Below are 21,268 nucleotides of genomic sequence, written 5' to 3'. Positions count from 1 at the left end.
TTCGGAGTGGGGCGCGGTGGCGGCCAGGGATTCCGGCGCCGGCGCAGCCTGGGGGGAGGGCGCGGCGCTGGATGCCCGCCATGCGGGCGGCTGGAACGACGTGCCGCGGCGCGACCAGCAGCAGGCCTCGGCCTGGGGCCAGGGCGCTGCGCTGGACGCCGGTGCCGGCAGCCGCTGGGACACGGTGCCGCGGAAAGACCTGGCCGTGGTGACGGCCTGGGACCGCTCTATCCGCGCGCGCGACGTGCGCCTGCGCCTACTCTACAACCCCCTGCCGGCCTGGAGGGACACAACCAGCGGGCAGGCCTGGAACCGTTGCGACGAGTTCGGCCAGCGCTTCGACTCCGCCGCCGAGCGGGCAGCAAGCCTCTACGTGCCGACGCCGGGGCTGGTGGAGTTCAGCTTCGGCGGCGCGCGGTACGTGCCCAACAGCGCGCCGGTCGTGTTCTTCGAGTTCAGCTACACCGCGCCCACCCATGCGCTCCAGCCGGTGGACAGCGGCGCGGTGGTGCGCTTCACCCCTGCGCGTATCGTCGACCAGATGAGGCGCCTGCCATGGGGCTGGGGCACACCCACGGACCCGAAGCCTACCGGCATCGTTTACCCGGACTACCCGGGGACTGTGGTCGTGATTGACCCTCCCCAGGAGCCAGATGTACTGGAGACCTACATGATTGCCAATGCCGTGACCCTGACAGTTCTACCAAGCGGTACGCCATTGGATGCCACCAGCATCCGAGTGGGCCTTGATATCGACAGCTTTGCCTGGAGTTTCAGCGCCGAGCTGTTTGGTCGCACTTCATTGAACCTGGTGAGGCCGGACGCGCAGGGACCTAAGACGGTCGAGCTGACTATCAATGGCTGGACGTGGCGGTTCCTGGTTGATCACTACAGCGGCAGCGGCAAGCATCCGTCCGAGCGATACAGCATTGGTGGATCCAGCCGTACCCAACTGCTGGCAGAGCCCTACGCGCCTCGCCGCGCAGGTGCCAATGTGGCTGTGACTACCGCTCGCCAAGCCGTCGATGAGCAGCTTCGCGATACTGGCTTCGAGGTCAACTGGGACAGCCAGACACTCGGCCCTCCTGACTGGACCTTTCCGGCAGGAGCTTTCAGTTACCAGGGGCAGACGCCGATGCAGGTCGTGGCTCGAATAGCTGAAGTTGCCGGTGGCGTAGTGCACCCGAGTCTCGCCGAGGATGCATTCTGGGTCGCACCGCGCTATCGGGAGCCCACATGGAATTGGTCGGATGCCGTCATGGACCGAATCATTCCCGTGGAAGTGGTGGCGGAGTGGGGAAGCCAATGGAGCCCGCAGCCGGCCTGGAACTCGGTATACGTCAGCGGTTCTGCCTACGGAGTAGCAGCGCAGATCCGCAGGGCTGGCACAGCGGGAGATATAGAGGCTCCCGAAGTGATGGAGGACTGGGTCACGGGCCTTGAAGCAGCGCGGTCGCGAGGGGTCTGCGAACTCTCCAAAGGCGGCGACCAGGCTGTGGTGACGCTACGTATCCCATTGTTCGCCAAAGGAGAAACCGCACCGGGACTGATCGAGCCCACGATGCTATGCGAGGTTCGGGATACCGATGAGAGCTGGCGGGGTCTGTGCCTGGGCGTTGAAGTCAGCGCTGAGGGTGTGGGAGCCAGTCGAGTTTGGCAGACCCTGCGCCTCGAGCGTCATTACGAAGGAGATGAGTGATGGCGACGGTGAATCCTTGGAAGCGCTTCCTGGGGCTACTGCCAGACGCTGGGCGTACCGTCGGAGAGGTAGTGAGCATCGACTCGTTGGCCGGTACTTGTCAGGTGCGCTTACGCAATGATGCCTTGCTTTCCGTCCGCGGTACCTCTGTAGCCATTGGCAACTTCGCATTCATTGCCGATGGGGCCGTGGCCGGTAGCGCGCCGAACCTTCCCCAGTACGAAATTGAAGTCTGATTGCGGCGTATGGCCCCTCTGACGGGTCCGGCGTTGTGCCGGGTCGTTCATATCGGGGCGGTGCGGGGATCGGAAAAGAAGCGGGCAGGGTCCGCCCAGTCCGTATGTAAGGGCCTTTCATACTTCGGGTGAAGTCTATGGGCAACGAACCTCAGACCCTGGCCGACGTGCCGTTTTGGGGCCTGATCCTGCTCGCCGTCGCCGGCGGCATCAGCGGTGAAATGTGGCGGGCCGACAAGGCCGGGCTGAACGGCTGGCGCCTGCTGCGGCGCCTGGCGTTGCGCTCGGGCGCATCGATCGTCTGCGGCATGGCGGTGATGTTCCTGGCCATGGCCTGCGGCGCGGCGCTGACCTTGGCCGCCGCCATCGGCAGCCTGACCGCGGCGGCCGGCGCCGAGATCGCCGTCGGCCTTTATGAGCGCTGGGCCGCACGCCGACTGGGCATCGACGAACCGCTTCAGAACGAGCGCCGCCCTTGACGGCGCCATCGACAACGACAGAGGACACAGCATGGCCGAACAACCCCTGACCCTGGAGCTGCTGCTGGGCGCCGTGGAGAACGTGCTTTCCGCCCGGCTGGGCGAGATCGCCGCGTTCCTCCGCGGCCCGCTGCACAGTGTGCCGCCGACGCTGCCAGCGCTGGCCCTGGAGTACGCCGAAGTGCTGCCGGGAAGCGATCCCGGCAGCGGCGAGACGGCGCTGGTCTGCGGCCTGCAGGCGCGCATCCTGGTGACCCGCGACGACCCCGAAGCCGAGGCGCTGGCGCTGCGCGCCGTCGCCACCCTCGCCGTGCTGCTGCGCGCGCAGACCTGGGGGCTCGAGGTGCAGCCGGTGAGCTTCATCCAGGCTCGCCCGGACGACGACAATCCTGCGCTGGCCGCGTGCCGCGTGTGGTGCGTCGAGTGGCGCCAGCCGCTGCTGCTGGGCGAACCGGAGTGGCCGTGGGACGACCAGCCACCGGGCTCGCTGCTGCTCGGCCTCGACCCGGAGACCGGGCCGGGACACGAGGACGACTACTTCGACCCGGAGGCCCTGCAATGAACCAGGACTACGTGAGCGCCGAGCACGATCGCATGCTTGCCGCGCTGGTGATGCCCTGCGAAGTGGTCGCCGTGGACCTGGCGGCGGCGCGGGTGCGGGTGCGCTGCGGCGACTGGACCAGCGCCTGGGTGCGCTGGCACGCCCAGGCCGCCGGCGCGGCGCGGCACTGGCGGGCGCCCAGCCTGGGCGAGCAGGGCGTGCTGCTCAGCCCGTCCGGCATGGCGGCCATGGGTACCTTCGTGCCCGGCCTGTTCGGCGCGGCGGCTGTGGCGCCGAGCGATCGCGGTGAAGTGGAAAGCTGGCATTTCCCCGACGGCGCGAGCCTGAGCTATGACTGGCAGGCTCATCGCTACGACCTGCAACTGCCCGCCGGCAGCGCCACGCTCAAGGTGGGTGGAACCCAGGTCACGCTCGACGACGGCGCGGTGACGGTGAACGCGGCGAGCATTCAGCTGACCGGGCCGGTGAGCATCAAGGGCGCGCTGACGGTGAACGGCAACATCAGCAGCAGCGGCTCGATCATGGATACCGCCGGCAACAGCAACCACCACACCCACTGACTCACGTCGACATTCAACCAGGCCCGCCTCGCGCGGGCCTTCGCATTTCTGGAGGCACTCCATGGCACTACTACTAGAGAGGGCGCGGCCATGATCGGCATGGACCGGCGCAACGGGCAGCCCCTCGGCGGGCTGGCGCACCTCAGGCAATCCATCGAAGACATCCTCGGCACGCCCCTGGGCAGCCGGCGCATGCGCCCCGAGTACGGCAGCCGCCTGCGGCGCATGGTCGACCTGCCAGTGACCGAAGGCTGGAAGGGCGCGGTGCAGGCCGAGGTGGCGCGCGCCATTGGGCGCTGGGAACCGCGACTGCGCCTGCGCGGGGTACAGGTGACCGCCGTGGTCGGCGGCCGCGTGGAACTGCAGCTGCGCGGCACCTACCTGGGCGACGAGATCGCGCTGGAGGTGGCGGCATGAGCCTGATCGACCTGTCGCAACTGCCGGCGCCGAACGTGGTGGAGACCCTCGACTACGAGAGCCTCTACGACGAGCTGCTGGCCGACTTCCGCAGCGCCATGGGCGAGGGCTGGAGCGCCGCGCTGGAATCCGACCCGGTGCTCAAGCTGCTGGAGCTGGCGGCCTACCGCGAGATGCTGCTGCGCGCCCGCATCAACGATGCCGCCCGCGCGGTGATGCTCGGCTACGCCACCCAGGGCGACCTGGACCAACTGGCCGCCGGCTACAACGTGCAACGCCTGGTGATCCAGTCCGCCGACCCGACGGCGGTGCCGCCGACGGCCGCCGTCCTGGAGGGCGACGACTCGCTGCGCAACCGCACCCAACTGGCCTTCGACCAGCTCTCGGTGGCGGGCCCGCGCAACGCCTACGTGGCCTTCGCGCTGGGTGCCGACGGGCGTATCGCCGATGTCTCGGCGACCAGCCCGAACCCCTGCGAGGCGCTGGTCAGCGTGCTCTGCGCGGAAGGCGACGGCACTGCGCCGGAAGCGCTGCTGGAGGCGGTGCGCCAGGCCCTCAACGACGAGGACGTGCGCCCGGTCGGCGACCGCCTCACCGTGCAGTCGGCGAGCATCGTCCCGTACCGGGTGGACGCCGTGCTCTACATCTATCCGGGGCCGGAGGCCGAGCTGATCCAGCAGGCCGCCGAGGCGTCGCTGAATACCTACATCGCCACCCAGCGCCGCATCGGCCGCGACATCCGCCGCAGCGCGGTGTTCGCTGCCCTGCATGTGGAAGGCGTGCAACGCGTGGAGCTGGCCCAGCCGGCCGCCGACGTGGTGCTCGACGCCACCCAGGCGGCGTACTGCAGCGGCTACGCGATCAGCGTCGGAGGCTCCGATGAGTAGCCGCCTGCTGCCGATCAACTCCACGCCGCTGGAGCGCGCGCTGGCCGATGTGCAGGTCGGCGACCTGCCGGTGCCGTTGCGTGAACTGATGGACCCGCAGCGCTGCCCGGTGGCCCTGCTGCCGTACCTGGCCTGGGCCTGGTCGGTGGATCGCTGGGACCCGGAGTGGGCCGAAGCGGTGAAGCGCAAGGCGGTGGCGGCGGCGTTCCGCATCCACCAGCACAAGGGCACCATCGCCGCGCTGCGGCGGGTGATCGAACCGCTGGGCTACCTGATCGAGGTGGTCGAATGGTGGCAGGCTACGCCCCTGGGCGAGCCGGGCACCTTCCGCCTGCGCATCGGCGTGCTCGACAGCGGCATCAGCGAGGCCATGTACCAGGAGGTGGAGCGCCTGATCGACGACGCGAAACCCCTGACCCGGCACCTCATCGGGCTGGACATCAGCCTGGAAAGCCAGGGCCCGATCTTCATCGGGACCGGGCAATACGACGGCGACATCGTCACCGTCTACCCCTACCTCCCGGACGTCATCGAATCCCGTGGCGGCTACGGCCTGCCCGGCCGGGAACACACCATCGACCTACTGAGCGTCTACCCATGGCAGTGACCTACTACGCACTCCTCACCACCCTCGGTGCCGGCAAGCTGGCCAACGCCGCCGCGCTGGGCACCACCCTGAAGATCACCCAGCTGGCCGTCGGCGACGGCGGCGGCAGCACCCCGACCCCGGACGCCAGCCGCACCGCGCTGGTCAACGAAGTCCGCCGCGCGCCGCTGAACCAGCTGAGCGTCGACCCGGCCAACGCCGCGCAGATCATCGCCGAGCAGGTCATCCCCGAGGACGTCGGCGGCTGGTGGATTCGCGAACTGGGCCTGTACGACGACAGCGGCACGCTGATCGCCTACGCCAACTGCGCGCCCTCGTACAAACCGCAGCTGGCCGAAGGCAGCGGCCGCACCCAGACCGTGCGCCTGGTGCTGATCGTCAGCAACACTGCTTCGGTGGAGCTGAAGATCGATCCGAGTGTGGTGCTGGCATCCCGTGAGTACGTCGACGGCGCCATCGTCAGCGCGATCAACAGGCTCGACTACAAGCAGTCGGTGCGCGTGGCCACCACTGCCAATATCACCCTCGGCGGCCTGCAGGTCGTCGATGGCGTTGCCCTGGCAGCCGGCGACCGGGTACTGGTGAAGAACCAGACCACGGCCAGTCAGAACGGGCTTTACGTTGCCGCCGCTGGCGCCTGGGCCCGCGCGAGCGATGCTGACAGCAGTCTGGAGGTGACCTCGGCATTGGTAGTGGTTGTCGAGACTGGGACCAGCCTGGCGGACACCATCTGGCAACTGATCACCGATGCACCGATCTCGCTCGGCACCACCGCACTGGTTTTCCAGGACATTACCAATGGCCTGGCGCGACTCTTTTCGCCGGCTTTTACTGGGGTGCCGGCGGCGCCGACCGCTGCTGTGGGAACCAATACTACGCAGCTTGCGACCACGGCATTCGTTACTGCCGCCACCTACAGTAAATCCGCCATTGACTCGGCCTTGCAGCCTCTTATCAGTGCCGAGGCGGTGAGCCAGCTATTGGTGGGGTATCAGGCGAAGCTGGGATACGCCCCCGTCCAAATGGGAACCGGGGTTGGGCAAACCAACAATGTGGTGAAGTTGGGTTGGGATGGTGCAAACCTGCGCTTGACCATTGACGCCACCGATATGGGAAGCGTCTGGACAGAGGCCAACAACTCCATTCCGGGAGCCATTGTCTATTTCGCCCGCTCCACAGCTCCCTCTGGTTACTTGAAAGCAAACGGCGCGGCGGTCTCTCGTGCGACGTACGCGAAGCTCTTTGCTGCCATCGGTACGGCGTTCGGTGCCGGCGATGGTTCTACGACTTTCAATCTTCCGGACCTGCGTGGAGAGTTCATTCGAGGCTTTGATGACGGTCGAGGCGTCGATTCCGGGCGTCTTATGGGCTCGGCACAGTCATGGGCGTTGGAGAACATCACAGGTGTGGCTGGGGTTGTTCACGGGCTATCGATGAGTGGCGCATTTTATGACGGCGGGCCACTCGGAACCCTGCAAGGGGGCTCGTCTGGGTTGCGGTACTCGAACTTCGATGCTTCCCGTGTCGTGCAGACTGCGTCTGAAACGCGTCCGCGTAACGTTGCGCTGCTCGCCTGCATCAAATATTGAGGTCAGATTCAATGAATGCACCAACGATCTACAACACCCATCCGATCACCCGTGAGTATCTGAGCACTGGCCTCGCCGACCCGGACCCGCTGCTGCGAGACACCGAGACATTCAAGCCGATTGAAGGCGACATGAGCGGCGGGGCTGGCTGGCTGATTCCTGCCCACGCATTTATCGATGCGCCCCCTGACGCTGAACCCGGAAAAGCCATCCAACGACTGGAAGATGGAAGCGCATGGGTTCTGGTCGCAGACCATCGCGGAACCGTCTACATGACATCCAATGGTCATGCAGTTACCTGGTCTCAGTTGGGTGATTTGCCTGTCGAGTTCACTGACTTGGCACCCGGCACATCCTTCGATATCTGGGCAGATGGCTGGAAGACCGACACCACCGCCCAGCTTGTGGCGCAAGCATCCAGCGCTCGTGGAGAGCGAGACGCTGAACTCGAAGAGAGCCAGTGGCTGGTCGAGCGACACCGTGACCAAGTGTCCGCCGGCACTGTAACCAACCTGAGCGCGGAGCAATTCTCTGAGCTGCTTGTATACCGCCAGGCCTTGCGCGACTGGCCGGTGGCCTCCGGATTCCCTGCGGAAGCCAGCAAACCTGTCGCTCCCGATTGGCTTGCTGCCGCCACACTCATCTGACACTCACACCCCAGCCCACCGCACCCGCGGCACGGGCCAACCAAGCGACCGCCGGATGGCGGTTTTTTTATGTCTGGAGAAAACCCTATGAGCTTCTTTCACGGCGTAACCGTGACCAACGTCGACGTCGGCGCGCGGACCATCGCGCTGCCGTCGTCCTCGATCATCGGCCTGGTGGATACCTTCACCCCCGATGCCAAGCTGAGCGCGCAGGCCGACATGCCGGTGCTGCTCACCAGCCTGCGCGAGGCCGCCGCCGCGTTCGGCACCACCTCGGCGATCTACAAGGCCTGCACGGCGATCTTCACCCAGTCCGCCGCCGTGGTCGTGGCGGTCGGCGTGGCGGTCAGCGAGGACCCGGCGCAGCAGACCTCGGCGATCATCGGCAGCGTCACCGAATCCGGCCAGCGTACCGGCCTGCAGGCGCTGCTGGACGGCAAGTCGCGCTTCAACGCGCAGCCGCGCCTGCTGATCGCGCCGAAGCACTCCGCCACCCAGGCGGTAGCTACCGCGATGGGCGCGCTGGCCGAGAAGCTGCGCGCCATCGCCATCGTCGACGGGCCCAACAGCACCGACGAAGCCGGCATCGCCTACGCCGGCGAGTTCGGCAGCAAGCGCATCTACCTGGTCGACCCCGGCGTGCAGTACTGGGACACCGCCAGCAGCGCCACCGTCGACGCCCCGGCCTCGGCCAACGCCGCCGGCCTGTTCGCCTGGACCGACAGCCAGTACGGCTTCTGGTCCTCGCCGTCGAACAAGGAGCTGCTCGGCATCACCGGCACCTCGCGCCCCATCGAGTTCCTCGACGGTGACGAGACCTGCCGTGCCAACCTGCTGAACAACGCCAACATCACCACCATCATCCGCGACGACGGCTACCGCCTGTGGGGCAACCGCACCCTCTCCAGCGACGCCAAGTGGGCCTTCGTGACCCGTGTGCGGACCATGGACATGGTGATGGACGCGATCCTCGCCGGGCACAAGTGGGCGGTCGACCGCGGCATCACCAAGACCTACGTGAAGGACGTCACCGAGGGCCTGCAGGCCTTCATGCGCGACCTGAAGAACCAGGGCGCGGTGATCGACTTCGAGGTCTACGCCGACCCCGAGCTCAACACCGCCAGCCAGCTGGCCCAGGGCAAGGTGTACTGGAACATCCGCTTCACCGACGTACCGCCCGCCGAGAACCCCAACTTCCGCGTGGAAGTGACCGACCAGTGGCTCACCGAAGTCCTGGACGCCGCCTAAGGAGAACCAACGATGATTCCGCAGATCCTCACCAACACCAACCTCTTCGTCGACGGCGTGAGCTTCGCCGGCGACGTGCCTTCCCTGACCCTGCCGGTACTCAAGGTCAAGACCCAGGAGTACCGCGCCGGCGGCATGGACGCGCCGGTGCTGCTCGACGTCGGCCTGGAGGCGATGGAAGCCAAGTTCACTACCAACGGCGCACGCCGCGAGGCCATGAAGTTCTTCGGGCTGAACGACCAGGGCGCCTTCAACGGCACCTTCCGTGGTTCCTTCCGCACCCAGAAGGGCGCCAGCGTGCCGGTGGTCGCCACCGTGCGCGGCCTGCTCAAGGAGATCAACCCGGGCGACTGGAAGGCCGGCGACCTGGCCGCCTGCACCTACAGCGTGGCGGTCTCCTACTACAAGCTGGAAGTCGAGGGTCGCGAGCTGTTCGAGATCGACCCGGCCAACGCGGTGCGCAAGGTCGACGGTGTCGACCAGCTGGCCGCCATGCGCAACGACCTGGGCGTCTGAGGGGAAAGCCATGCATGACTCTGCGCAACTGCCCGCGTGGCTGAGCCTGGACGAGGACGCGGCGGTGGTGACGCTGTCGCGCCCCACCCCGTGCAACGGCGTCAACGTCGACGCCCTGACCCTGCGCGCGCCCACCGTGCGCGACATCCGCCTGGCCAGCAAGGTCGCCAGCGACGACGAGGAGCGCGAACTGCAACTGTTCGCCTCGCTGGCCCAGGTCAGCCGCCAGGACCTGGAGGGACTGAAGCTCAGCGACTACCAGCGGCTGCAGCAGGCCTACTTTCGCCTGGTGCGCGAAGACGGGCCTGAGCTTCTCGCTGATGCGCCAGCTGGCGCGGCGTCTGGCGGCTGAGTCGGGCTTCACGGCCGGCGAACTCGAAGGCATGACCCTCGGCGACCTGCGCTGGTGGCTGGGGGACGAGGCACAAGGGTTCGCCAAGGGAGGGGGCGCCGGGTGACCGGCGCCCCTTGTCGTCGAATCGGCGAGTGAATGGAACATGAGTGACAAACCGGAAGTGACGGCGGCGCTCGTCACCGGGCTGGGCAACACGCTCGGCCGGGCGATCGATGACGCCGCCACGCGGCTAGTGAGCCTGGGTGTGCGCCTGGACCCGACGCTGCAACTGCGCAGCCTGGTCGACGACGTCCGCACCCTGCGCGACCAGTTCGACCTGCAATTCCGCGCCAACCAACGCAGCGCCGAGGACTCGCGGCTGGCGCTGCGGCGCATCGGCGACCTGATCGCCGCGCGACCGCTGCTGGTAACCGCCGTGGCGGCAAGCCCGGCGGCGCCGGCAGCGATCAATGACCGGCAGCGCCTCGGTGATGGCGTGAAGCCGATCCTCGGCATCGGCTCGATCGGCGACATGGTTCGCCTCGGCCTGGACCTGAGCGTGGCCTTCCGCTCGCGGCTGATGCAGCTGCGCCAGGCGGCCGGCCAACCCTACGACGAGGTGGCCGAGCGCAAGCTGGGTGACCAGGTGAGCGGCGCTGCCGAAGCGGCGGCCATGCCGCAAGGCAAGGCTCTCGACCTCGCGGACGAGCTACAGAAGCGCCAGGTGCCGCTGGCCGACCTGGCGACCTTCCTGCCGGCGGCGGCGAGCTTCGCCCAGGGCCAGGGCGTGTCGCTGGAGACCACCGCCGCGCTGGTGCGCGAGCTCCAGCGGAAGGCCGGTATCCAGACCGTCGCCGGCATGCAGCAGGCGCTGGCGGGTATCGCCTGGCGCGGGCAGCTGCAGGGGACGTCGGTCGAAGCGTTCGGCAAGCAGTTGCTGGGGCAGCTGGCGGTGAGCGACCGGGCGGGCGCCGCTGCGTTGGTCGATCCACGTGCTGCCGCCGGCATGCCCGCCGACCTGCTCCAGCAAGGCGTCGAAGCGCGGCGCAACTCTCCGCTCGGCCAGGCGGAGGCGGCGGAGCAACGCATCAACGGCTTCATGCAGGGCATCGGTGACGCGCTGCTGCAAAGCAACAAGGGCCTGCTGGAAACCGCCGCCGTGGTCGGCGCCGGTGTGCTGGCGGTGAAGGCCGCCATCGGCGCCAAGCAGTTCCTCAAGGACGCCCGGGGATTGCTGCCGGGGGGCAAGGACAAGGCCCAGGAGGTGTTCGTCAGCAACTGGGAGGACCTGTGCGGCTGCTTGTGCGGCACGTCCGGCTCGCGGGGCAAGCGCGCTGGCGGCAAGGGCAAGGGCAAGGCTTCCAATGCCGGCGGCGCCAAGCGCGGCGGGATCGTCCAGCGTGCGCGCTCGACCCTAGGCCGCGCGCTGGGGGCGGCGGGCTCGCGGGTCGGTGGCGCCATGCGTCGCCTCGGCGCTTCCGGGGTGGGCCGTGCGGCTGGCAGCCTCTTGCGTGGGGCGCGTGCGGGCTTGCGTCGGCTCGGGCCGGTCAAAACGCTGACGGCGGCGGCCGATGTGGCCTCGATCTACGCCAGCGACCAGTCGCCGGGCGAGAAGGCGGTCGGCTACGGCAAGGTAGCGGGCTCGTCCCTCAGCACCGTGGCGGGGGCCGCGCTGGGCACCCTCATTCCGATCCCGGTGGTCGGCACCCTGGTGGGTGGCGCCATCGGCGGGATGGTCGGCGAGTGGCTGGGCGGCAAGGCCGGCGAGCAGCTCGGCGCCGAGGCGCCGAAGCCGGTGCCAGCGGCTCCGGTCCCGGCGGGCCCGCCCAACTGGACCTTCGCCCCGCAGGTGAGCATTTCGGTGGCCGGCAACATCGTCAACCCGCAGCAGTTGCTCGACGAACTGCTGCCGGCGATGCGTCGGCTGATCGCGGAGGCGCAGCAGGAACGGCAGCGCAACGCGCTGTTCGACACCGTGGTCGTGTAAGGAGACAGCATGTCCTATCTGGAACAGTTTCACGCCGGCCTCGATGAGATCGCCGGCGCGGCGGAGACCGGCCGGCGCGACCTGCAGCAGGTCATCGCGCCGCTGGACAAGGCCCTGGGTCATATCAGTGGCGGCGTCGGCGCGCTGGAAAGCCTGCCCGGCGTCACGCCCGAGGCGGCGGCGAAGCTGCAGCGCGTCATCGGCGGCATCGTGCGCGCCCAGGGCAAGCTGCAGGACACCGTGAGCAAGGCGCAGCGCGCGCAGGAAAAGCTGCAGCAAGGCATCGACACCACCAAGCGCGTGGCCACCGAGGTGAGCGAGCGCATCCAGGGCCTGGGCGAGCAGATCGATCGCGCCGGCCAGGCGGTGAACAAGGTGCTGGGCGCGGTGGACAAGCGCCTGGGCAGCATCCTGCCGACCTCGGTGCTGGCGCCGGCCACCGACCCGGCGGCGCAGATGTGCAAGGTGCCACAGCACCTGCTGATCATGACCCCGCTCAAGTCCACCGAGCGGACCTACTACTTCAACGTCGACACTACCGGCTTCCAGCGCCTGACCCGCACCAGCAGCTACGCCTGGAAGGATCAGCCGCGCCTGGGCCGGCGCGGTGCGCAGCAGAGCGTCGGCCTGGGGCCGGAAACCCTCGGCCTGAGTGGCGTGGTGATGCCGCTGTTCATGCGCGCGGGCGATTCCTCGCAACGGGTCGGCTGGCAGCAGCCGCGCACCCTGCGCGAGCTGGCCGAGCTGCGCGAGCCGGTGAACCTCAGCACCGGGCATGGCGACAACCTGGGCACCTGGTGCCTGACCAAGATCACCGAGACGCAAGAGGCGCTGTTCGCCAATGGCGTGCCTCGCCAGCAAACCCTCGACCTGGAGTTCACCCGCTATGGCGACGATATTCCGCAGCACTGACGGCGACCTGCTGGACCGCATCTGCTACCAGCGCTACGGCCACCTCAACGGCTGCGTCGAAGCGGTGCTCGACGCCAACCCGGGGCTGGCTGACGAGCCGCAGCCGCTGCGCGCGGGGCTGCTCATCCGCCTGCCCGAACTGGCGACGCCGGCCGACCAGCAGGTGCGCCTCTGGGACTGAGCGCCCGCGCGTCTTGCCAAGCATCCGGCCCCGCCCAGGCGGGGCCTTTTCATTCCGGAGGGCTTATGCAGCCTGCCTTTCGCATCGTCGCCGACGGTGCCGACATCACGCCGCTGGTGAGCGATCGACTGCTCGACCTGCAACTGACCGACAAGCCTGGCCTGGAGTCGGACACCTTCGAACTCACCATCGATGACCGCGACGGCGCGGTCAGCTTGCCGCGCCGGGGCGCCGCGCTGGAAGTCTTCCTCGGCTATTCCGGCGCGCCGCTGGTGCGCATGGGCCGCTACGTGGTGGACACCCTGAGCTTCAGCGGCGCGCCCGACACCCTGGTGATCCGTGGCAAGAGCGGCGACATGCGCGGCCAGGGCAAGACCAGCCGCAGCGGCGCCTGGGAAAACGCCAGCCTGGCGAGCATCGTCGCCGAACTGGCGGCACGCAACGGCTGGCGGGCCGCCTGCGATGTGCAGACGCTCATCGCCCGCGCCGAGCAGATTCGCGAGTCGGACTTCCACTTCATCACCCGCCTGGCGCGGCTGCAGAACTGCACGGCGAAGCTGGCGAACAACAGCCTGCTGGTGCAGCCTCGCCAGTCGGGGCGCAGCGCCAGCGGGCAGGCGCTGGAGATTCCGCTGCTGGGGAGGGGCGATCTCAGCGCGTTCTGCTTCACCCTGGATGATCGCCGGGTGGTGTCGGCGGTGCGCGTGCCTTATCGCGGGACGGATGGCGTACAGCGCGAGGTTCGCGTCAGCAACGCCGACGCGCCGAGCCAGGTGGCGGCGGAGCATTGCGACCGCCATCCGCAGCCGGACGAGGCGAGCGCGCGCCAGGTGGCCAGCGCGCGGCTCGCCGAGTTCAACCGCGGCAGCGCCGACGTGCAGCTGGAAATGCCCGGTCGCGCCGACCTGTTCGCCGAGCAGACGGTCGAGCTGCAGGGCTTCAAGGCCGGCCTCGACGGCCGCTACCTGATCGACTCGACCATCCAGCGCTACTCGGCGTCCGGCTGGACCACCACGCTGCACTGCAATGGCGGTGCGCAAGGCAAGGGCAAGGCGGGGGAGGGCGGCTGAGATGCGCATCGACGAACGCCAGTTGCTGCTGATCCTGCCCGACGCCCGCGCTTTCGCGGGCGTTTTCGTTCCACTGCTGAACGCCGCGCTGGGCGAGCGCGGTATCGACACGCCCGCGCGCGTCGCCGCCTTTCTCGCCCAGGTGGGGCACGAAAGCGCGCAGCTGACCCGCTGCGTCGAGAGCCTGACCTATAGCGCCCTGCGGCTGGCGACCGTGTGGCCGCGCCGTTTTCGCGGCGCCGATGGCTCGCCTAATGCGCTGGCGCGGCAGCTCGCCTACCAGCCGGAGCGCATCGCCAACCTTGTCTACGCCGGGCGCAACGGCAATGGCGACGAGGCTTCCGGGGATGGCTGGCGCTACCGCGGGCGCGGCCTGCTGCAGGTCACCGGCCGGGCCAACTACCGGCGGGTCGCCGGCGGCCTGGGCCTGCCGCTCGAAGCGCAGCCGCAACTGCTGGCCGAGCCGCCGGGAGCCTGCGCCTCCGCTGCCTGGTGGTGGGCCGCCGAAGGCCTCAACGAACTGGCCGACAGCGGCCGTTTCGACGACATCACCCGCCGCATCAACGGCGGCCTCAATGGCCTGGCCGAGCGCCAGAAGCTGTGGCGCCGGGCGTTGGAGGTGCTGGGGTGAGCCTTTCCGTGCGGCTGCTTGCCGTTGCGCTCGCGGGGATTGCTTGCCTGTCGACGGGCGCCTGGCTGGCGGCCCGGCATTACCGGCCGTTGCTGGACGCGGCGCAAGCGGATGCCGCGCGTTGCGTGGAGGCGCGCAACTCACTGCTGCTGCAGGTGGAGGAACAGAACCGCCGCCTGGAGGAGCTGGCGCTTGCCAGCAAGGCGCGGGAGTCGGCCGCCGCGCAGGCACTACAGGCCGCGGAAACCGAGGCGAACGGCCATGAGGCCAAGGCGATGCGCCTGCTGAGCGGGCACAGCGAAGGGGATGACTGCGCAGTGGTGGCGCAACTGATCGACCGGGAGCTGTCCTTTTCCCGGATACCAACAAATGCACGTTAACTTGGTAAGGAGATAGCATCATGGCGAATTGGTTGAAGACCATTGCCCAAGAGCTGAAGGCGGCAATTGCAGGGGGGATTGCTGGTGCTGCCGTGGATAAAGCACTTTCCAGCAAGCCTTGTACTCGGATTGTTTTCGAGCCTCCAAGCTGCACCCAGTGCGGTGCTTGCGAAGTGGATGTCGACGCGGCAACTTCGATCACGATCGAAACGAGTGATGCGGTGGTGCGGCTGGAGAACGCCGCGGCTTCTTGTCCTACGCAGGCCCTGCGTGTAGAACCCTGCTGAACATCGACCAGCCAGCGGCGTGAAATGAAGTACGCGGTAAAGCTCCACGACTACCTGACGTCCGAGAACCCGGTTGCCGTGCAGTCGGTGCTCGTCGCCGCGCTGGCGCTGGTCATTTCCAGTGTCTTGCTCAGCACTCTGTTCGGGCTGCTTGGCTCACCCGAGGTCGACGAGTCGCCGCCAACGCTCGTCGACTTCGTCAGCATCGTGCTGCTGGCCCCGCTCTTCGAAACCCTCGTCCTGCTGCTGAGCCTGGAGCTGTCCTGGCTGGTTCTGCGCAACCGCCTGGTGGTGACCTTGCTGGTCGGCTTCGGTTGGGCCGCCGCGCATTCCAGCGTCCGGCTCACCTGGGGCGTCGGGGTGGTCACGTTCTTCCTGATCGCTTCCTACCTCTACCTGTACTGGCGCGGCGTCAGCCGCGCGCGAGCCGTGCAGTTGCTGCTGTTTCCCCATGTCCTGATCAATCTTGCCGCCTGTGCGCTCTGGTGGGCGGCGGACTGACTGCCGCCGAGGTCCCCCATGAAAGCCTGGTTGCCCGTCTTGCTGCTCTCGCTCACGGCGTGCGCCGAGCATCAGCCCGCTCCCGTCCGCGTAGAGGTGCCGGTGGCCATTCCCTGCCGCGCGCCGATCATCGCCGAGCCGGCCTGGGCCACCGGCCCGTTGCACCCCACCGACTCGCTGCAGACCAAGGTTCGCGCCCTGCTCGCCGAACGCCAGCAGCGCCTGGGCTACGAAGCCCGCCTGCGCGCGGCCCTGCAGGCCTGCCGCTAGGCGCCCCGGCGGCCCTTGCGGCTTGCGCTGGCGGGCGGCCTTCGGCTACTGTTCCGCAATCATCTGGCGAGACCGCTATCGTGATTCACCGCAACAGCATCCTCATCTCCCTCCTCAAGGCATTCGCCCGCTGGCGCTGGCGCGCCTGATCCTGCCTTTCCCGGCCCTCGCGCCGGTCCCTTCCCCCGCGTCCTTCCCTCGTCCCCTGGCATAATGGCCAGCAGCTTTCCGGCCGTTCCGGGTGCGCCGACGACGCGAATCGAAAGCAGTGCAATCATTGAGGTTCGAGCAGACATGCTGCTGATGATCGATAACTACGACTCCTTTACCTACAACCTGGTGCAGTACTTCGCCGAGTTGCAGGCCGACATCCACGTCATTCGCAACGACGAGCTGAGCGTCGAGCAGATCGAGGCGCTGAATCCCGAGCGCATCGTGCTCTCCCCCGGCCCCTGCACCCCCAACGAGGCGGGCGTGTCGCTGGCGGTGATCGAGCGCTTCGCCGGCAAGCTGCCGCTGCTGGGCGTGTGCCTGGGGCACCAGTCCATCGGCCAGGCCTTCGGTGGTGACGTGGTGCGCGCGCGCCAGGTCATGCACGGCAAGACCAGCCCGGTGTTCCACACCGACCAGGGCGTCTTCGCCGGCCTCAACAACCCGCTGACCCAGACCCGCTACCACTCCCTGGTGGTCAAGCGCGAGACCCTGCCCGAGTGCTTGGAAATCACCGCCTGGACCGCCCATGACGACGGTTCGGTGGACGAGATCATGGGCCTGCGGCACAAGACCCTGAACGTCGAAGGCGTGCAGTTCCACCCCGAGTCCATACTCTCCGAGCAGGGCCACGAGATGTTGGCCAACTTCCTCAAGCAGCAGGGCGGGGTGCGCGCATGAACATCAGGGAAGCCCTCGACCGGGTGGTGAACCAGCTCGACCTGTCCACCGAGGAAATGCAGGCGGTCATGCGCGAGATCATGACCGGCCAGTGCACCGACGCGCAGATCGGCGCCTTCCTCATGGGCATGCGCATGAAGAGCGAGACCATCGACGAAATCGTCGGCGCGGTCTCGGTGATGCGCGAGCTCGCCGACGGCGTGCAACTGCAGAGCCTGGACAACGTGGTCGACGTGGTCGGCACCGGCGGCGATGGCGCCAACATCTTCAACGTGTCCTCGGCCTCGGCCTTCGTGGTCGCCGCCGCCGGCGGCAAGGTGGCCAAGCACGGCAACCGCGCGGTCTCCGGCAAGAGCGGGAGCGCCGACCTGCTGGAAGCCGCCGGCATCTACCTGGACCTGAAATCCGAGCAGGTCGCCCGCTGCATCGAGGGCGTCGGCGTGGGTTTCATGTTCGCCCAGGTCCACCACAAGGCCATGCGCTACGCCGCCGGCCCGAGGCGTGAGCTGGGCCTGCGCACCCTGTTCAACATGCTCGGCCCGCTGACCAACCCGGCCGGCGTGCGCCACCAGGTGGTCGGCGTGTTCAACCAGGCGCTCTGCCGGCCGCTGGCCGAGGTGCTCAAGCGCCTGGGCAGCCAGCACGTGCTGGTGGTGCACTCGCGTGACGGCCTGGACGAGTTCAGCCTGGCCGCCGCCACCCACGTCGCCGAGCTGAAGGACGGCGAGGTGCGTGAATACGAAGTGAAGCCGGAGGATTTCGGCATCCGCAGCCAGACCCTGATCGGCCTCACCGTCGACAGCCCGCAGCAGTCGCTGGAACTGATCCGCGACGCCCTCGGCCGGCGCCGGACCGAAGCCGGGCAGAAGGCCGCCGAGCTGATCGTGCTCAACGCCGGCGCCGCGCTCTACGCCGCCGACCTGGCCACCTCGCTGCACGAGGGCATGCACCTGGCCCATGACGCCCTGCACACCGGCCTGGCCCGGGAGAAGATGGACGAACTGGCCGCCTTTACCGCCGTTTACCGAGAGGAGAATGCACAGTGACTGTGCCCACGGTTCTGCAGAAGATTCTGGCCCGCAAGGCCGAGGAAGTCGCCGAGCGCCGCGCGCACGTCTCCTTCGCCGAACTCGAGCAGCGCGCCCGCGCCGCCGACGCCCCGCGCGGTTTCGCCGCGGCGCTGCTGGCGCAGGCCCAGCGCAAGCAGCCGGCGGTGATCGCCGAGGTGAAGAAGGCCTCGCCGAGCAAGGGTGTGATCCGCGAGAACTTCTCGCCGGCGGATATCGCCCGCAGCTACCAGGAGGGCGGCGCGACCTGCCTCTCGGTGCTGACCGACATCGACTATTTCATGGGCGCCGACGCCTACCTGCAGGAGGCCCGCGCGGCCTGCTCGCTGCCGGTGATCCGCAAGGACTTCATGATCGACCCCTACCAGGTGGTCGAGGCCCGCGCCATCGGCGCCGACTGCATCCTGCTGATCGTCTCGGCGCTGGATGACGCGCGCATGGCCGAGCTGGCCGCGGTGGCCAAGGAGCAGCACCTCGACGTGCTGGTGGAAGTGCACGACGCCGACGAACTCGAGCGTGCGCTGAAGACCCTGGACACCCCGCTGATCGGCATCAACAACCGCAACCTGCACACCTTCGAGGTGAGCCTGGAAGTCACCCTCGACCTGCTGCCGGACATCCCGCGCGACCGCCTGGTGGTGACCGAGAGCGGCATCCTCAACCGCGCCGACGTCGAGCTGATGGAAGTCAGCGAGGTCTATGCCTTCCTGGTGGGCGAGGCGTTCATGCGCGCCGACGATCCGGGTGTCGAGCTCAAGCGCCTGTTCTTCCCCGAGCGCCGCAACGTGGTGCTGGGCGCCGACCCGGACTGACCGGGGCGCGCAAACGCAAAAGGCCGGCGATTGCCGGCCTTTTGCATTCTGGCGGACGGTTCAGCGCGTGCCGAACACCACCATGGTCTTGCCCTTGACGTGCACCAGGCCCTGTTCCTCCAGGCTCTTCAGCACGCGACCGACCATTTCCCGCGAGCAGCCGACGATGCGGCCGATTTCCTGGCGGGTGATCTTGATCTGCATGCCGTCGGGGTGGGTCATGGCGTCGGGCTGGTGGCACAGGTCGAGCAGGGTGCGCGCGACGCGCCCGGTGACGTCGAGGAAGGCCAGGTCGCCGACCTTGCGCGTGGTCTTGCGCAGGCGGTCGGCCATCTGGCTGCCCAGGGTGATGAGAATCTCCGGGTCCTGCAGGCTCAGCTCGCGGAACTTCGCGTAGCTGATCTCCGCCACTTCGCATTCGCCCTTGGCGCGAACCCAGGCGCTGCGTTCCTGGGCGGCGCTGCCGTCCTTCTCGAACAGCCCCATCTCGCCGAAGAAGTCGCCGCTGTTCAGATAGCCGATGATCATTTCGCGGCCGTCATCATCCTCGATCAGTACGGTGACCGAGCCCTTGATGATGAAGAACAGGCTTTCGCAGCGGTCGCCCGCGTAGATGATGGTGCTTTTTGGTGTGTAGCGCCGGCGGTGACAGTGCGCGAGCAACTTGTCGAGGTTCTTGTGTTTGGGTGTAAGGGTAATAGCTACCATGCCCGAGTCCCGAAATTATAAGAATGGCCCTGTGCACACAGGCGCTTGTCGATTTGTTATGTGTCGTCCCTGGTTGGCTTGACCTGACCGTACGACGCTCTCCCCCTGAGCGCGCTGCCGCGGCGCAAAGCGCCGCGGCCATGACTGGCTAGAGCTTAAACAGGCGACCGGGCGCCGACAATCGAAAGCTGGTCGCCCGTGAGATTAACCCCAGGAGTGTGCCAGTAAAATGACGCCAGCATAATAGGTGAATACGGTACGCGCGTCTCGAATTGAGACCTGGTCGCCATCGCCGAGTGTTACAGGGCTTGTGATAAGCTGGCGCCCCTTTTTTTCCGGCGGAAGCCTTTCCATGAAAGCGAGAATCCAGTGGGCCGGCGAGGCCATGTTCCTCGGTGAGTCCGGCAGCGGCCACGTGGTGGTGATGGATGGTCCGCCCGACGCCGGTGGGCGCAACCTCGGCGTGCGGCCGATGGAAATGCTGCTGCTCGGCCTGGGCGGTTGCACCAACTTCGACGTGGTCAGCATCCTGAAGAAGGGCCGCCAGCCGGTGGAGAGCTGCGAAGCCTTCCTCGAGGCCGAACGCGCCGACGAGGACCCCAAGGTGTTCACCAGGATCCACGTGCACTTCGTGGTCAAGGGCCGCGGCCTGAAAGAGGCCCAGGTCAAGCGCGCCGTCGAGCTGTCGGCGGAGAAATACTGCTCGGCCTCGATCATGCTCGGTCGCGCCGGCGTGGAAATCACCCACGACTACGAGATCGTCGAGCTGGGCTGACAGGCCCTTCATCCGATCATCAAACAGGTGGCGCAGACTATGGCGAAGGTCCACCGACCTCTGCATAATGCGCCACCTTTTTTTCGGGGCCCGGCCCCAGAACCAAGCAACCACAATCGCCAACGCGAAGAGGTGTAAACCGTCCTACGCAGGTGCGCACTAAGCGCCTGACGGGCATGCTCAACCACGCGGCAGAGCCGCATTGAAGAGAGTTCCCACGGTGAAAAGCAAACTCAAGCTCCACGGGTTCAACAACCTGACGAAGACCTTGAGCTTCAACATCTATGACATCTGCTACGCCGAGACGCCGGAAGACCAACAGGCTTACGTGCAGTACATCGACGAAGAGTACGATGCCGAGCGTCTGACCCAGATCCTCACCGATGTTGTCGACATCATCGGCGCCAATATCCTGAACATCGCCCGTCAGGACTACGACCCGCAAGGCGCCAGCGTTACCATCCTGATCTCCGAGCAACCGGTCACCCCGACCGAGAGCCAGATCGAGGAATCCCCCGGGCCGCTACCGGAAACCATCCTGGCGCACCTGGACAAGAGCCATATCACCGTGCACACCTACCCGGAGATCCATCCGGTGGAAGGCATCGCGACTTTCCGGGTGGACATCGACGTCTCCACCTGCGGGGTGATCTCGCCGCTGAAGGCGCTCAACTACCTGATCCACCAGTTCGACTCGGACATCGTCACCGTCGATTATCGCGTGCGTGGCTTCACCCGCGACGTGGAAGGCAAGAAGCACTTCATCGACCACGAGATCAACTCGATCCAGAACTACCTCTCCGACGACACGTACGAGGCCTACCAGATGACCGACGTGAACGTGTACCAGGAGAACCTGTTCCACACCAAGATGCTGCTCAAGGAGTTCGACCTGGACAACTACCTGTTCGGCGACGCCACGCGCAACCTCTCGCCGGAGCAGCGCAAGCAGGTGGAAGAGCGGGTCCGCCACGAGATGCTGGAAATCTTCTACGCGCGCAACATGCCGCACTGA

28 protein-coding genes are annotated in these 21,268 nt (G+C 67.3%); 27 read left to right on the top strand and 1 reads right to left on the bottom strand.

Features of this window, described 5'->3' with window-relative positions:
* The 25 genes from P3W75_RS06755 to trpC all read left to right on the top strand — a co-directional run.
* Positions 1-1,699, top strand: a 1,699-nt coding sequence (locus P3W75_RS06755; protein WP_430765345.1) for a hypothetical protein, incomplete at its 5' end; no start/stop codon positions are given.
* On the top strand, positions 1,699-1,935 hold the full coding sequence (locus P3W75_RS06750) for a hypothetical protein (protein ID WP_276226592.1): 237 nt from the start codon (positions 1,699-1,701) through the stop codon (positions 1,933-1,935). The genes P3W75_RS06755 and P3W75_RS06750, both read left to right, overlap by 1 nt.
* Positions 1,936-2,072: 137 nt before the next feature.
* On the top strand, positions 2,073-2,414 hold the full coding sequence (locus tag P3W75_RS06745) for a phage holin family protein (protein ID WP_276226591.1): 342 nt from the start codon (positions 2,073-2,075) through the stop codon (positions 2,412-2,414).
* 31 nt (positions 2,415-2,445) lie between these two features.
* Positions 2,446-2,976 (top strand): hypothetical protein, encoded by a 531-nt coding sequence (locus P3W75_RS06740; RefSeq protein ID WP_276226590.1) that lies wholly within the window; start codon positions 2,446-2,448, stop codon positions 2,974-2,976.
* Positions 2,973-3,536 carry a phage baseplate assembly protein V gene (locus P3W75_RS06735; protein ID WP_276226589.1) on the top strand — a complete coding sequence of 188 codons (564 nt, stop codon included), beginning with the start codon at positions 2,973-2,975 and terminating at the stop codon, positions 3,534-3,536. The genes P3W75_RS06740 and P3W75_RS06735 overlap by 4 nt, the downstream gene beginning before the upstream one ends.
* Before the next feature lie 90 nt (positions 3,537-3,626).
* On the top strand, positions 3,627-3,953 hold the full coding sequence (locus P3W75_RS06730) for a GPW/gp25 family protein (protein ID WP_276226588.1): 327 nt from the start codon (positions 3,627-3,629) through the stop codon (positions 3,951-3,953).
* Entirely contained in the window at positions 3,950-4,840 is an 891-nt protein-coding gene (locus P3W75_RS06725) for a baseplate assembly protein (protein WP_276226587.1), read from the top strand. Before P3W75_RS06730 ends, P3W75_RS06725 begins: the two co-directional genes overlap by 4 nt.
* Positions 4,833-5,447 (top strand): phage tail protein I, encoded by a 615-nt coding sequence (locus P3W75_RS06720; protein WP_276226586.1) that lies wholly within the window; start codon positions 4,833-4,835, stop codon positions 5,445-5,447. The genes P3W75_RS06725 and P3W75_RS06720 overlap by 8 nt, the downstream gene beginning before the upstream one ends.
* Positions 5,438-7,036, top strand: coding sequence for a phage tail protein (locus P3W75_RS06715; RefSeq protein ID WP_276226585.1), 1,599 nt, complete (start codon positions 5,438-5,440; stop codon positions 7,034-7,036). Before P3W75_RS06720 ends, P3W75_RS06715 begins: the two co-directional genes overlap by 10 nt.
* 11 nt (positions 7,037-7,047) lie before the next feature.
* Complete coding sequence (locus P3W75_RS06710) at positions 7,048-7,683, top strand: phage tail assembly chaperone (RefSeq protein ID WP_276226584.1); 636 nt, start codon at positions 7,048-7,050, stop codon at positions 7,681-7,683.
* 87 nt (positions 7,684-7,770) lie between these two features.
* Positions 7,771-8,931 (top strand): phage tail sheath family protein, encoded by a 1,161-nt coding sequence (locus P3W75_RS06705; protein ID WP_276226583.1) that lies wholly within the window; start codon positions 7,771-7,773, stop codon positions 8,929-8,931.
* A gap of 12 nt (positions 8,932-8,943) precedes the next feature.
* Positions 8,944-9,447, top strand: coding sequence for a phage major tail tube protein (locus P3W75_RS06700; protein WP_276226582.1), 504 nt, complete (start codon positions 8,944-8,946; stop codon positions 9,445-9,447).
* 10 nt (positions 9,448-9,457) lie between these two features.
* The gene (locus P3W75_RS06695) at positions 9,458-9,799 is read left to right on the top strand and encodes a phage tail assembly protein (RefSeq protein WP_276226581.1); all 342 of its coding nucleotides are present in this window, start codon (positions 9,458-9,460) and stop codon (positions 9,797-9,799) included.
* Between the two features lie 145 nt (positions 9,800-9,944).
* Positions 9,945-11,768, top strand: a complete 1,824-nt coding sequence (locus P3W75_RS06690) for a hypothetical protein (protein WP_276226580.1) — start codon at positions 9,945-9,947, stop codon at positions 11,766-11,768.
* A 9-nt stretch (positions 11,769-11,777) separates the two neighbouring features.
* Positions 11,778-12,680: a phage tail protein gene (locus P3W75_RS06685; RefSeq protein ID WP_276226579.1), complete on the top strand. Its 903-nt coding sequence runs from the start codon at positions 11,778-11,780 to the stop codon at positions 12,678-12,680.
* On the top strand, positions 12,655-12,861 hold the full coding sequence (locus tag P3W75_RS06680; protein WP_276226578.1) for a tail protein X: 207 nt from the start codon (positions 12,655-12,657) through the stop codon (positions 12,859-12,861). The genes P3W75_RS06685 and P3W75_RS06680 overlap by 26 nt, the downstream gene beginning before the upstream one ends.
* Before the next feature lie 65 nt (positions 12,862-12,926).
* Positions 12,927-13,931 (top strand): phage late control D family protein, encoded by a 1,005-nt coding sequence (locus P3W75_RS06675; RefSeq protein WP_276226577.1) that lies wholly within the window; start codon positions 12,927-12,929, stop codon positions 13,929-13,931.
* A gap of 1 nt (position 13,932) precedes the next feature.
* Entirely contained in the window at positions 13,933-14,562 is a 630-nt protein-coding gene (locus tag P3W75_RS06670; protein ID WP_276226576.1) for a glycoside hydrolase family 19 protein, read from the top strand.
* Complete coding sequence (locus P3W75_RS06665; protein WP_276226575.1) at positions 14,559-14,942, top strand: hypothetical protein; 384 nt, start codon at positions 14,559-14,561, stop codon at positions 14,940-14,942. Before P3W75_RS06670 ends, P3W75_RS06665 begins: the two co-directional genes overlap by 4 nt.
* Before the next feature lie 20 nt (positions 14,943-14,962).
* Positions 14,963-15,229 carry a hypothetical protein gene (locus tag P3W75_RS06660; protein ID WP_276226574.1) on the top strand — a complete coding sequence of 89 codons (267 nt, stop codon included), beginning with the start codon at positions 14,963-14,965 and terminating at the stop codon, positions 15,227-15,229.
* A gap of 24 nt (positions 15,230-15,253) precedes the next feature.
* On the top strand, positions 15,254-15,730 hold the full coding sequence (locus P3W75_RS06655; protein WP_276226573.1) for a hypothetical protein: 477 nt from the start codon (positions 15,254-15,256) through the stop codon (positions 15,728-15,730).
* Positions 15,731-15,748: 18 nt separating this feature from the next.
* Positions 15,749-16,000, top strand: a complete 252-nt coding sequence (locus tag P3W75_RS06650; RefSeq protein WP_276226572.1) for a hypothetical protein — start codon at positions 15,749-15,751, stop codon at positions 15,998-16,000.
* Positions 16,001-16,294: 294 nt separating this feature from the next.
* Positions 16,295-16,891 carry an aminodeoxychorismate/anthranilate synthase component II gene (locus tag P3W75_RS06645; protein ID WP_276226571.1) on the top strand — a complete coding sequence of 199 codons (597 nt, stop codon included), beginning with the start codon at positions 16,295-16,297 and terminating at the stop codon, positions 16,889-16,891.
* Positions 16,888-17,937, top strand: coding sequence for an anthranilate phosphoribosyltransferase (gene trpD / locus P3W75_RS06640; protein ID WP_276226570.1), 1,050 nt, complete (start codon positions 16,888-16,890; stop codon positions 17,935-17,937). Before P3W75_RS06645 ends, trpD begins: the two co-directional genes overlap by 4 nt.
* On the top strand, positions 17,934-18,770 hold the full coding sequence (trpC, locus tag P3W75_RS06635) for an indole-3-glycerol phosphate synthase TrpC (RefSeq protein WP_276226569.1): 837 nt from the start codon (positions 17,934-17,936) through the stop codon (positions 18,768-18,770). Before trpD ends, trpC begins: the two co-directional genes overlap by 4 nt.
* A 60-nt stretch (positions 18,771-18,830) precedes the next feature.
* Here the strand turns inward: trpC and crp are convergent, their stop codons facing one another.
* Positions 18,831-19,478, bottom strand: a complete 648-nt coding sequence (gene crp / locus P3W75_RS06630; protein WP_276226568.1) for a cAMP-activated global transcriptional regulator CRP — start codon at positions 19,476-19,478, stop codon at positions 18,831-18,833.
* Between the two features lie 352 nt (positions 19,479-19,830).
* Between crp and P3W75_RS06625 the strand changes: the two genes are divergently transcribed.
* Positions 19,831-20,253 (top strand): OsmC family protein, encoded by a 423-nt coding sequence (locus tag P3W75_RS06625; protein ID WP_088420392.1) that lies wholly within the window; start codon positions 19,831-19,833, stop codon positions 20,251-20,253.
* Positions 20,254-20,473: 220 nt separating this feature from the next.
* Positions 20,474-21,268, top strand: coding sequence for an adenosylmethionine decarboxylase (gene speD / locus P3W75_RS06620; RefSeq protein WP_276226567.1), 795 nt, complete (start codon positions 20,474-20,476; stop codon positions 21,266-21,268).

Origin of the sequence: Pseudomonas citronellolis (assembly GCF_029335315.1) — a bacterium.
In the GTDB taxonomy this organism is placed as follows: domain Bacteria; phylum Pseudomonadota; class Gammaproteobacteria; order Pseudomonadales; family Pseudomonadaceae; genus Pseudomonas; species Pseudomonas citronellolis_A.
Note: the sequence above shows the minus strand (reverse complement) of the source record. Positions and strands in the feature narration are given on the sequence as shown.

What these genes read in the sequence shown, in the direction of transcription:
- P3W75_RS06750 (WP_276226592.1), top strand. Translation starts at nt 1,699, where the DNA reads ATGGCGACGGTGAATCCTTGGAAGCGCTTCCTGGGGCTACTGCCAGAC.
- P3W75_RS06745 (WP_276226591.1), top strand. Translation starts at nt 2,073, where the DNA reads ATGGGCAACGAACCTCAGACCCTGGCCGACGTGCCGTTTTGGGGCCTG.
- P3W75_RS06740 (WP_276226590.1), top strand. Translation starts at nt 2,446, where the DNA reads ATGGCCGAACAACCCCTGACCCTGGAGCTGCTGCTGGGCGCCGTGGAG.
- P3W75_RS06735 (WP_276226589.1), top strand. Translation starts at nt 2,973, where the DNA reads ATGAACCAGGACTACGTGAGCGCCGAGCACGATCGCATGCTTGCCGCG.
- P3W75_RS06730 (WP_276226588.1), top strand. Translation starts at nt 3,627, where the DNA reads ATGATCGGCATGGACCGGCGCAACGGGCAGCCCCTCGGCGGGCTGGCG.
- P3W75_RS06725 (WP_276226587.1), top strand. Translation starts at nt 3,950, where the DNA reads ATGAGCCTGATCGACCTGTCGCAACTGCCGGCGCCGAACGTGGTGGAG.
- P3W75_RS06720 (WP_276226586.1), top strand. Translation starts at nt 4,833, where the DNA reads ATGAGTAGCCGCCTGCTGCCGATCAACTCCACGCCGCTGGAGCGCGCG.
- P3W75_RS06715 (WP_276226585.1), top strand. Translation starts at nt 5,438, where the DNA reads ATGGCAGTGACCTACTACGCACTCCTCACCACCCTCGGTGCCGGCAAG.
- P3W75_RS06710 (WP_276226584.1), top strand. Translation starts at nt 7,048, where the DNA reads ATGAATGCACCAACGATCTACAACACCCATCCGATCACCCGTGAGTAT.
- P3W75_RS06705 (WP_276226583.1), top strand. Translation starts at nt 7,771, where the DNA reads ATGAGCTTCTTTCACGGCGTAACCGTGACCAACGTCGACGTCGGCGCG.
- P3W75_RS06700 (WP_276226582.1), top strand. Translation starts at nt 8,944, where the DNA reads ATGATTCCGCAGATCCTCACCAACACCAACCTCTTCGTCGACGGCGTG.
- P3W75_RS06695 (WP_276226581.1), top strand. Translation starts at nt 9,458, where the DNA reads ATGCATGACTCTGCGCAACTGCCCGCGTGGCTGAGCCTGGACGAGGAC.
- P3W75_RS06690 (WP_276226580.1), top strand. Translation starts at nt 9,945, where the DNA reads ATGAGTGACAAACCGGAAGTGACGGCGGCGCTCGTCACCGGGCTGGGC.
- P3W75_RS06685 (WP_276226579.1), top strand. Translation starts at nt 11,778, where the DNA reads ATGTCCTATCTGGAACAGTTTCACGCCGGCCTCGATGAGATCGCCGGC.
- P3W75_RS06680 (WP_276226578.1), top strand. Translation starts at nt 12,655, where the DNA reads ATGGCGACGATATTCCGCAGCACTGACGGCGACCTGCTGGACCGCATC.
- P3W75_RS06675 (WP_276226577.1), top strand. Translation starts at nt 12,927, where the DNA reads ATGCAGCCTGCCTTTCGCATCGTCGCCGACGGTGCCGACATCACGCCG.
- P3W75_RS06670 (WP_276226576.1), top strand. Translation starts at nt 13,933, where the DNA reads ATGCGCATCGACGAACGCCAGTTGCTGCTGATCCTGCCCGACGCCCGC.
- P3W75_RS06660 (WP_276226574.1), top strand. Translation starts at nt 14,963, where the DNA reads ATGGCGAATTGGTTGAAGACCATTGCCCAAGAGCTGAAGGCGGCAATT.
- P3W75_RS06655 (WP_276226573.1), top strand. Translation starts at nt 15,254, where the DNA reads ATGAAGTACGCGGTAAAGCTCCACGACTACCTGACGTCCGAGAACCCG.
- P3W75_RS06650 (WP_276226572.1), top strand. Translation starts at nt 15,749, where the DNA reads ATGAAAGCCTGGTTGCCCGTCTTGCTGCTCTCGCTCACGGCGTGCGCC.
- P3W75_RS06645 (WP_276226571.1), top strand. Translation starts at nt 16,295, where the DNA reads ATGCTGCTGATGATCGATAACTACGACTCCTTTACCTACAACCTGGTG.
- trpD (WP_276226570.1), top strand. Translation starts at nt 16,888, where the DNA reads ATGAACATCAGGGAAGCCCTCGACCGGGTGGTGAACCAGCTCGACCTG.
- crp (WP_276226568.1), bottom strand. Translation starts at nt 19,478, where the DNA reads ATGGTAGCTATTACCCTTACACCCAAACACAAGAACCTCGACAAGTTG.
- P3W75_RS06625 (WP_088420392.1), top strand. Translation starts at nt 19,831, where the DNA reads ATGAAAGCGAGAATCCAGTGGGCCGGCGAGGCCATGTTCCTCGGTGAG.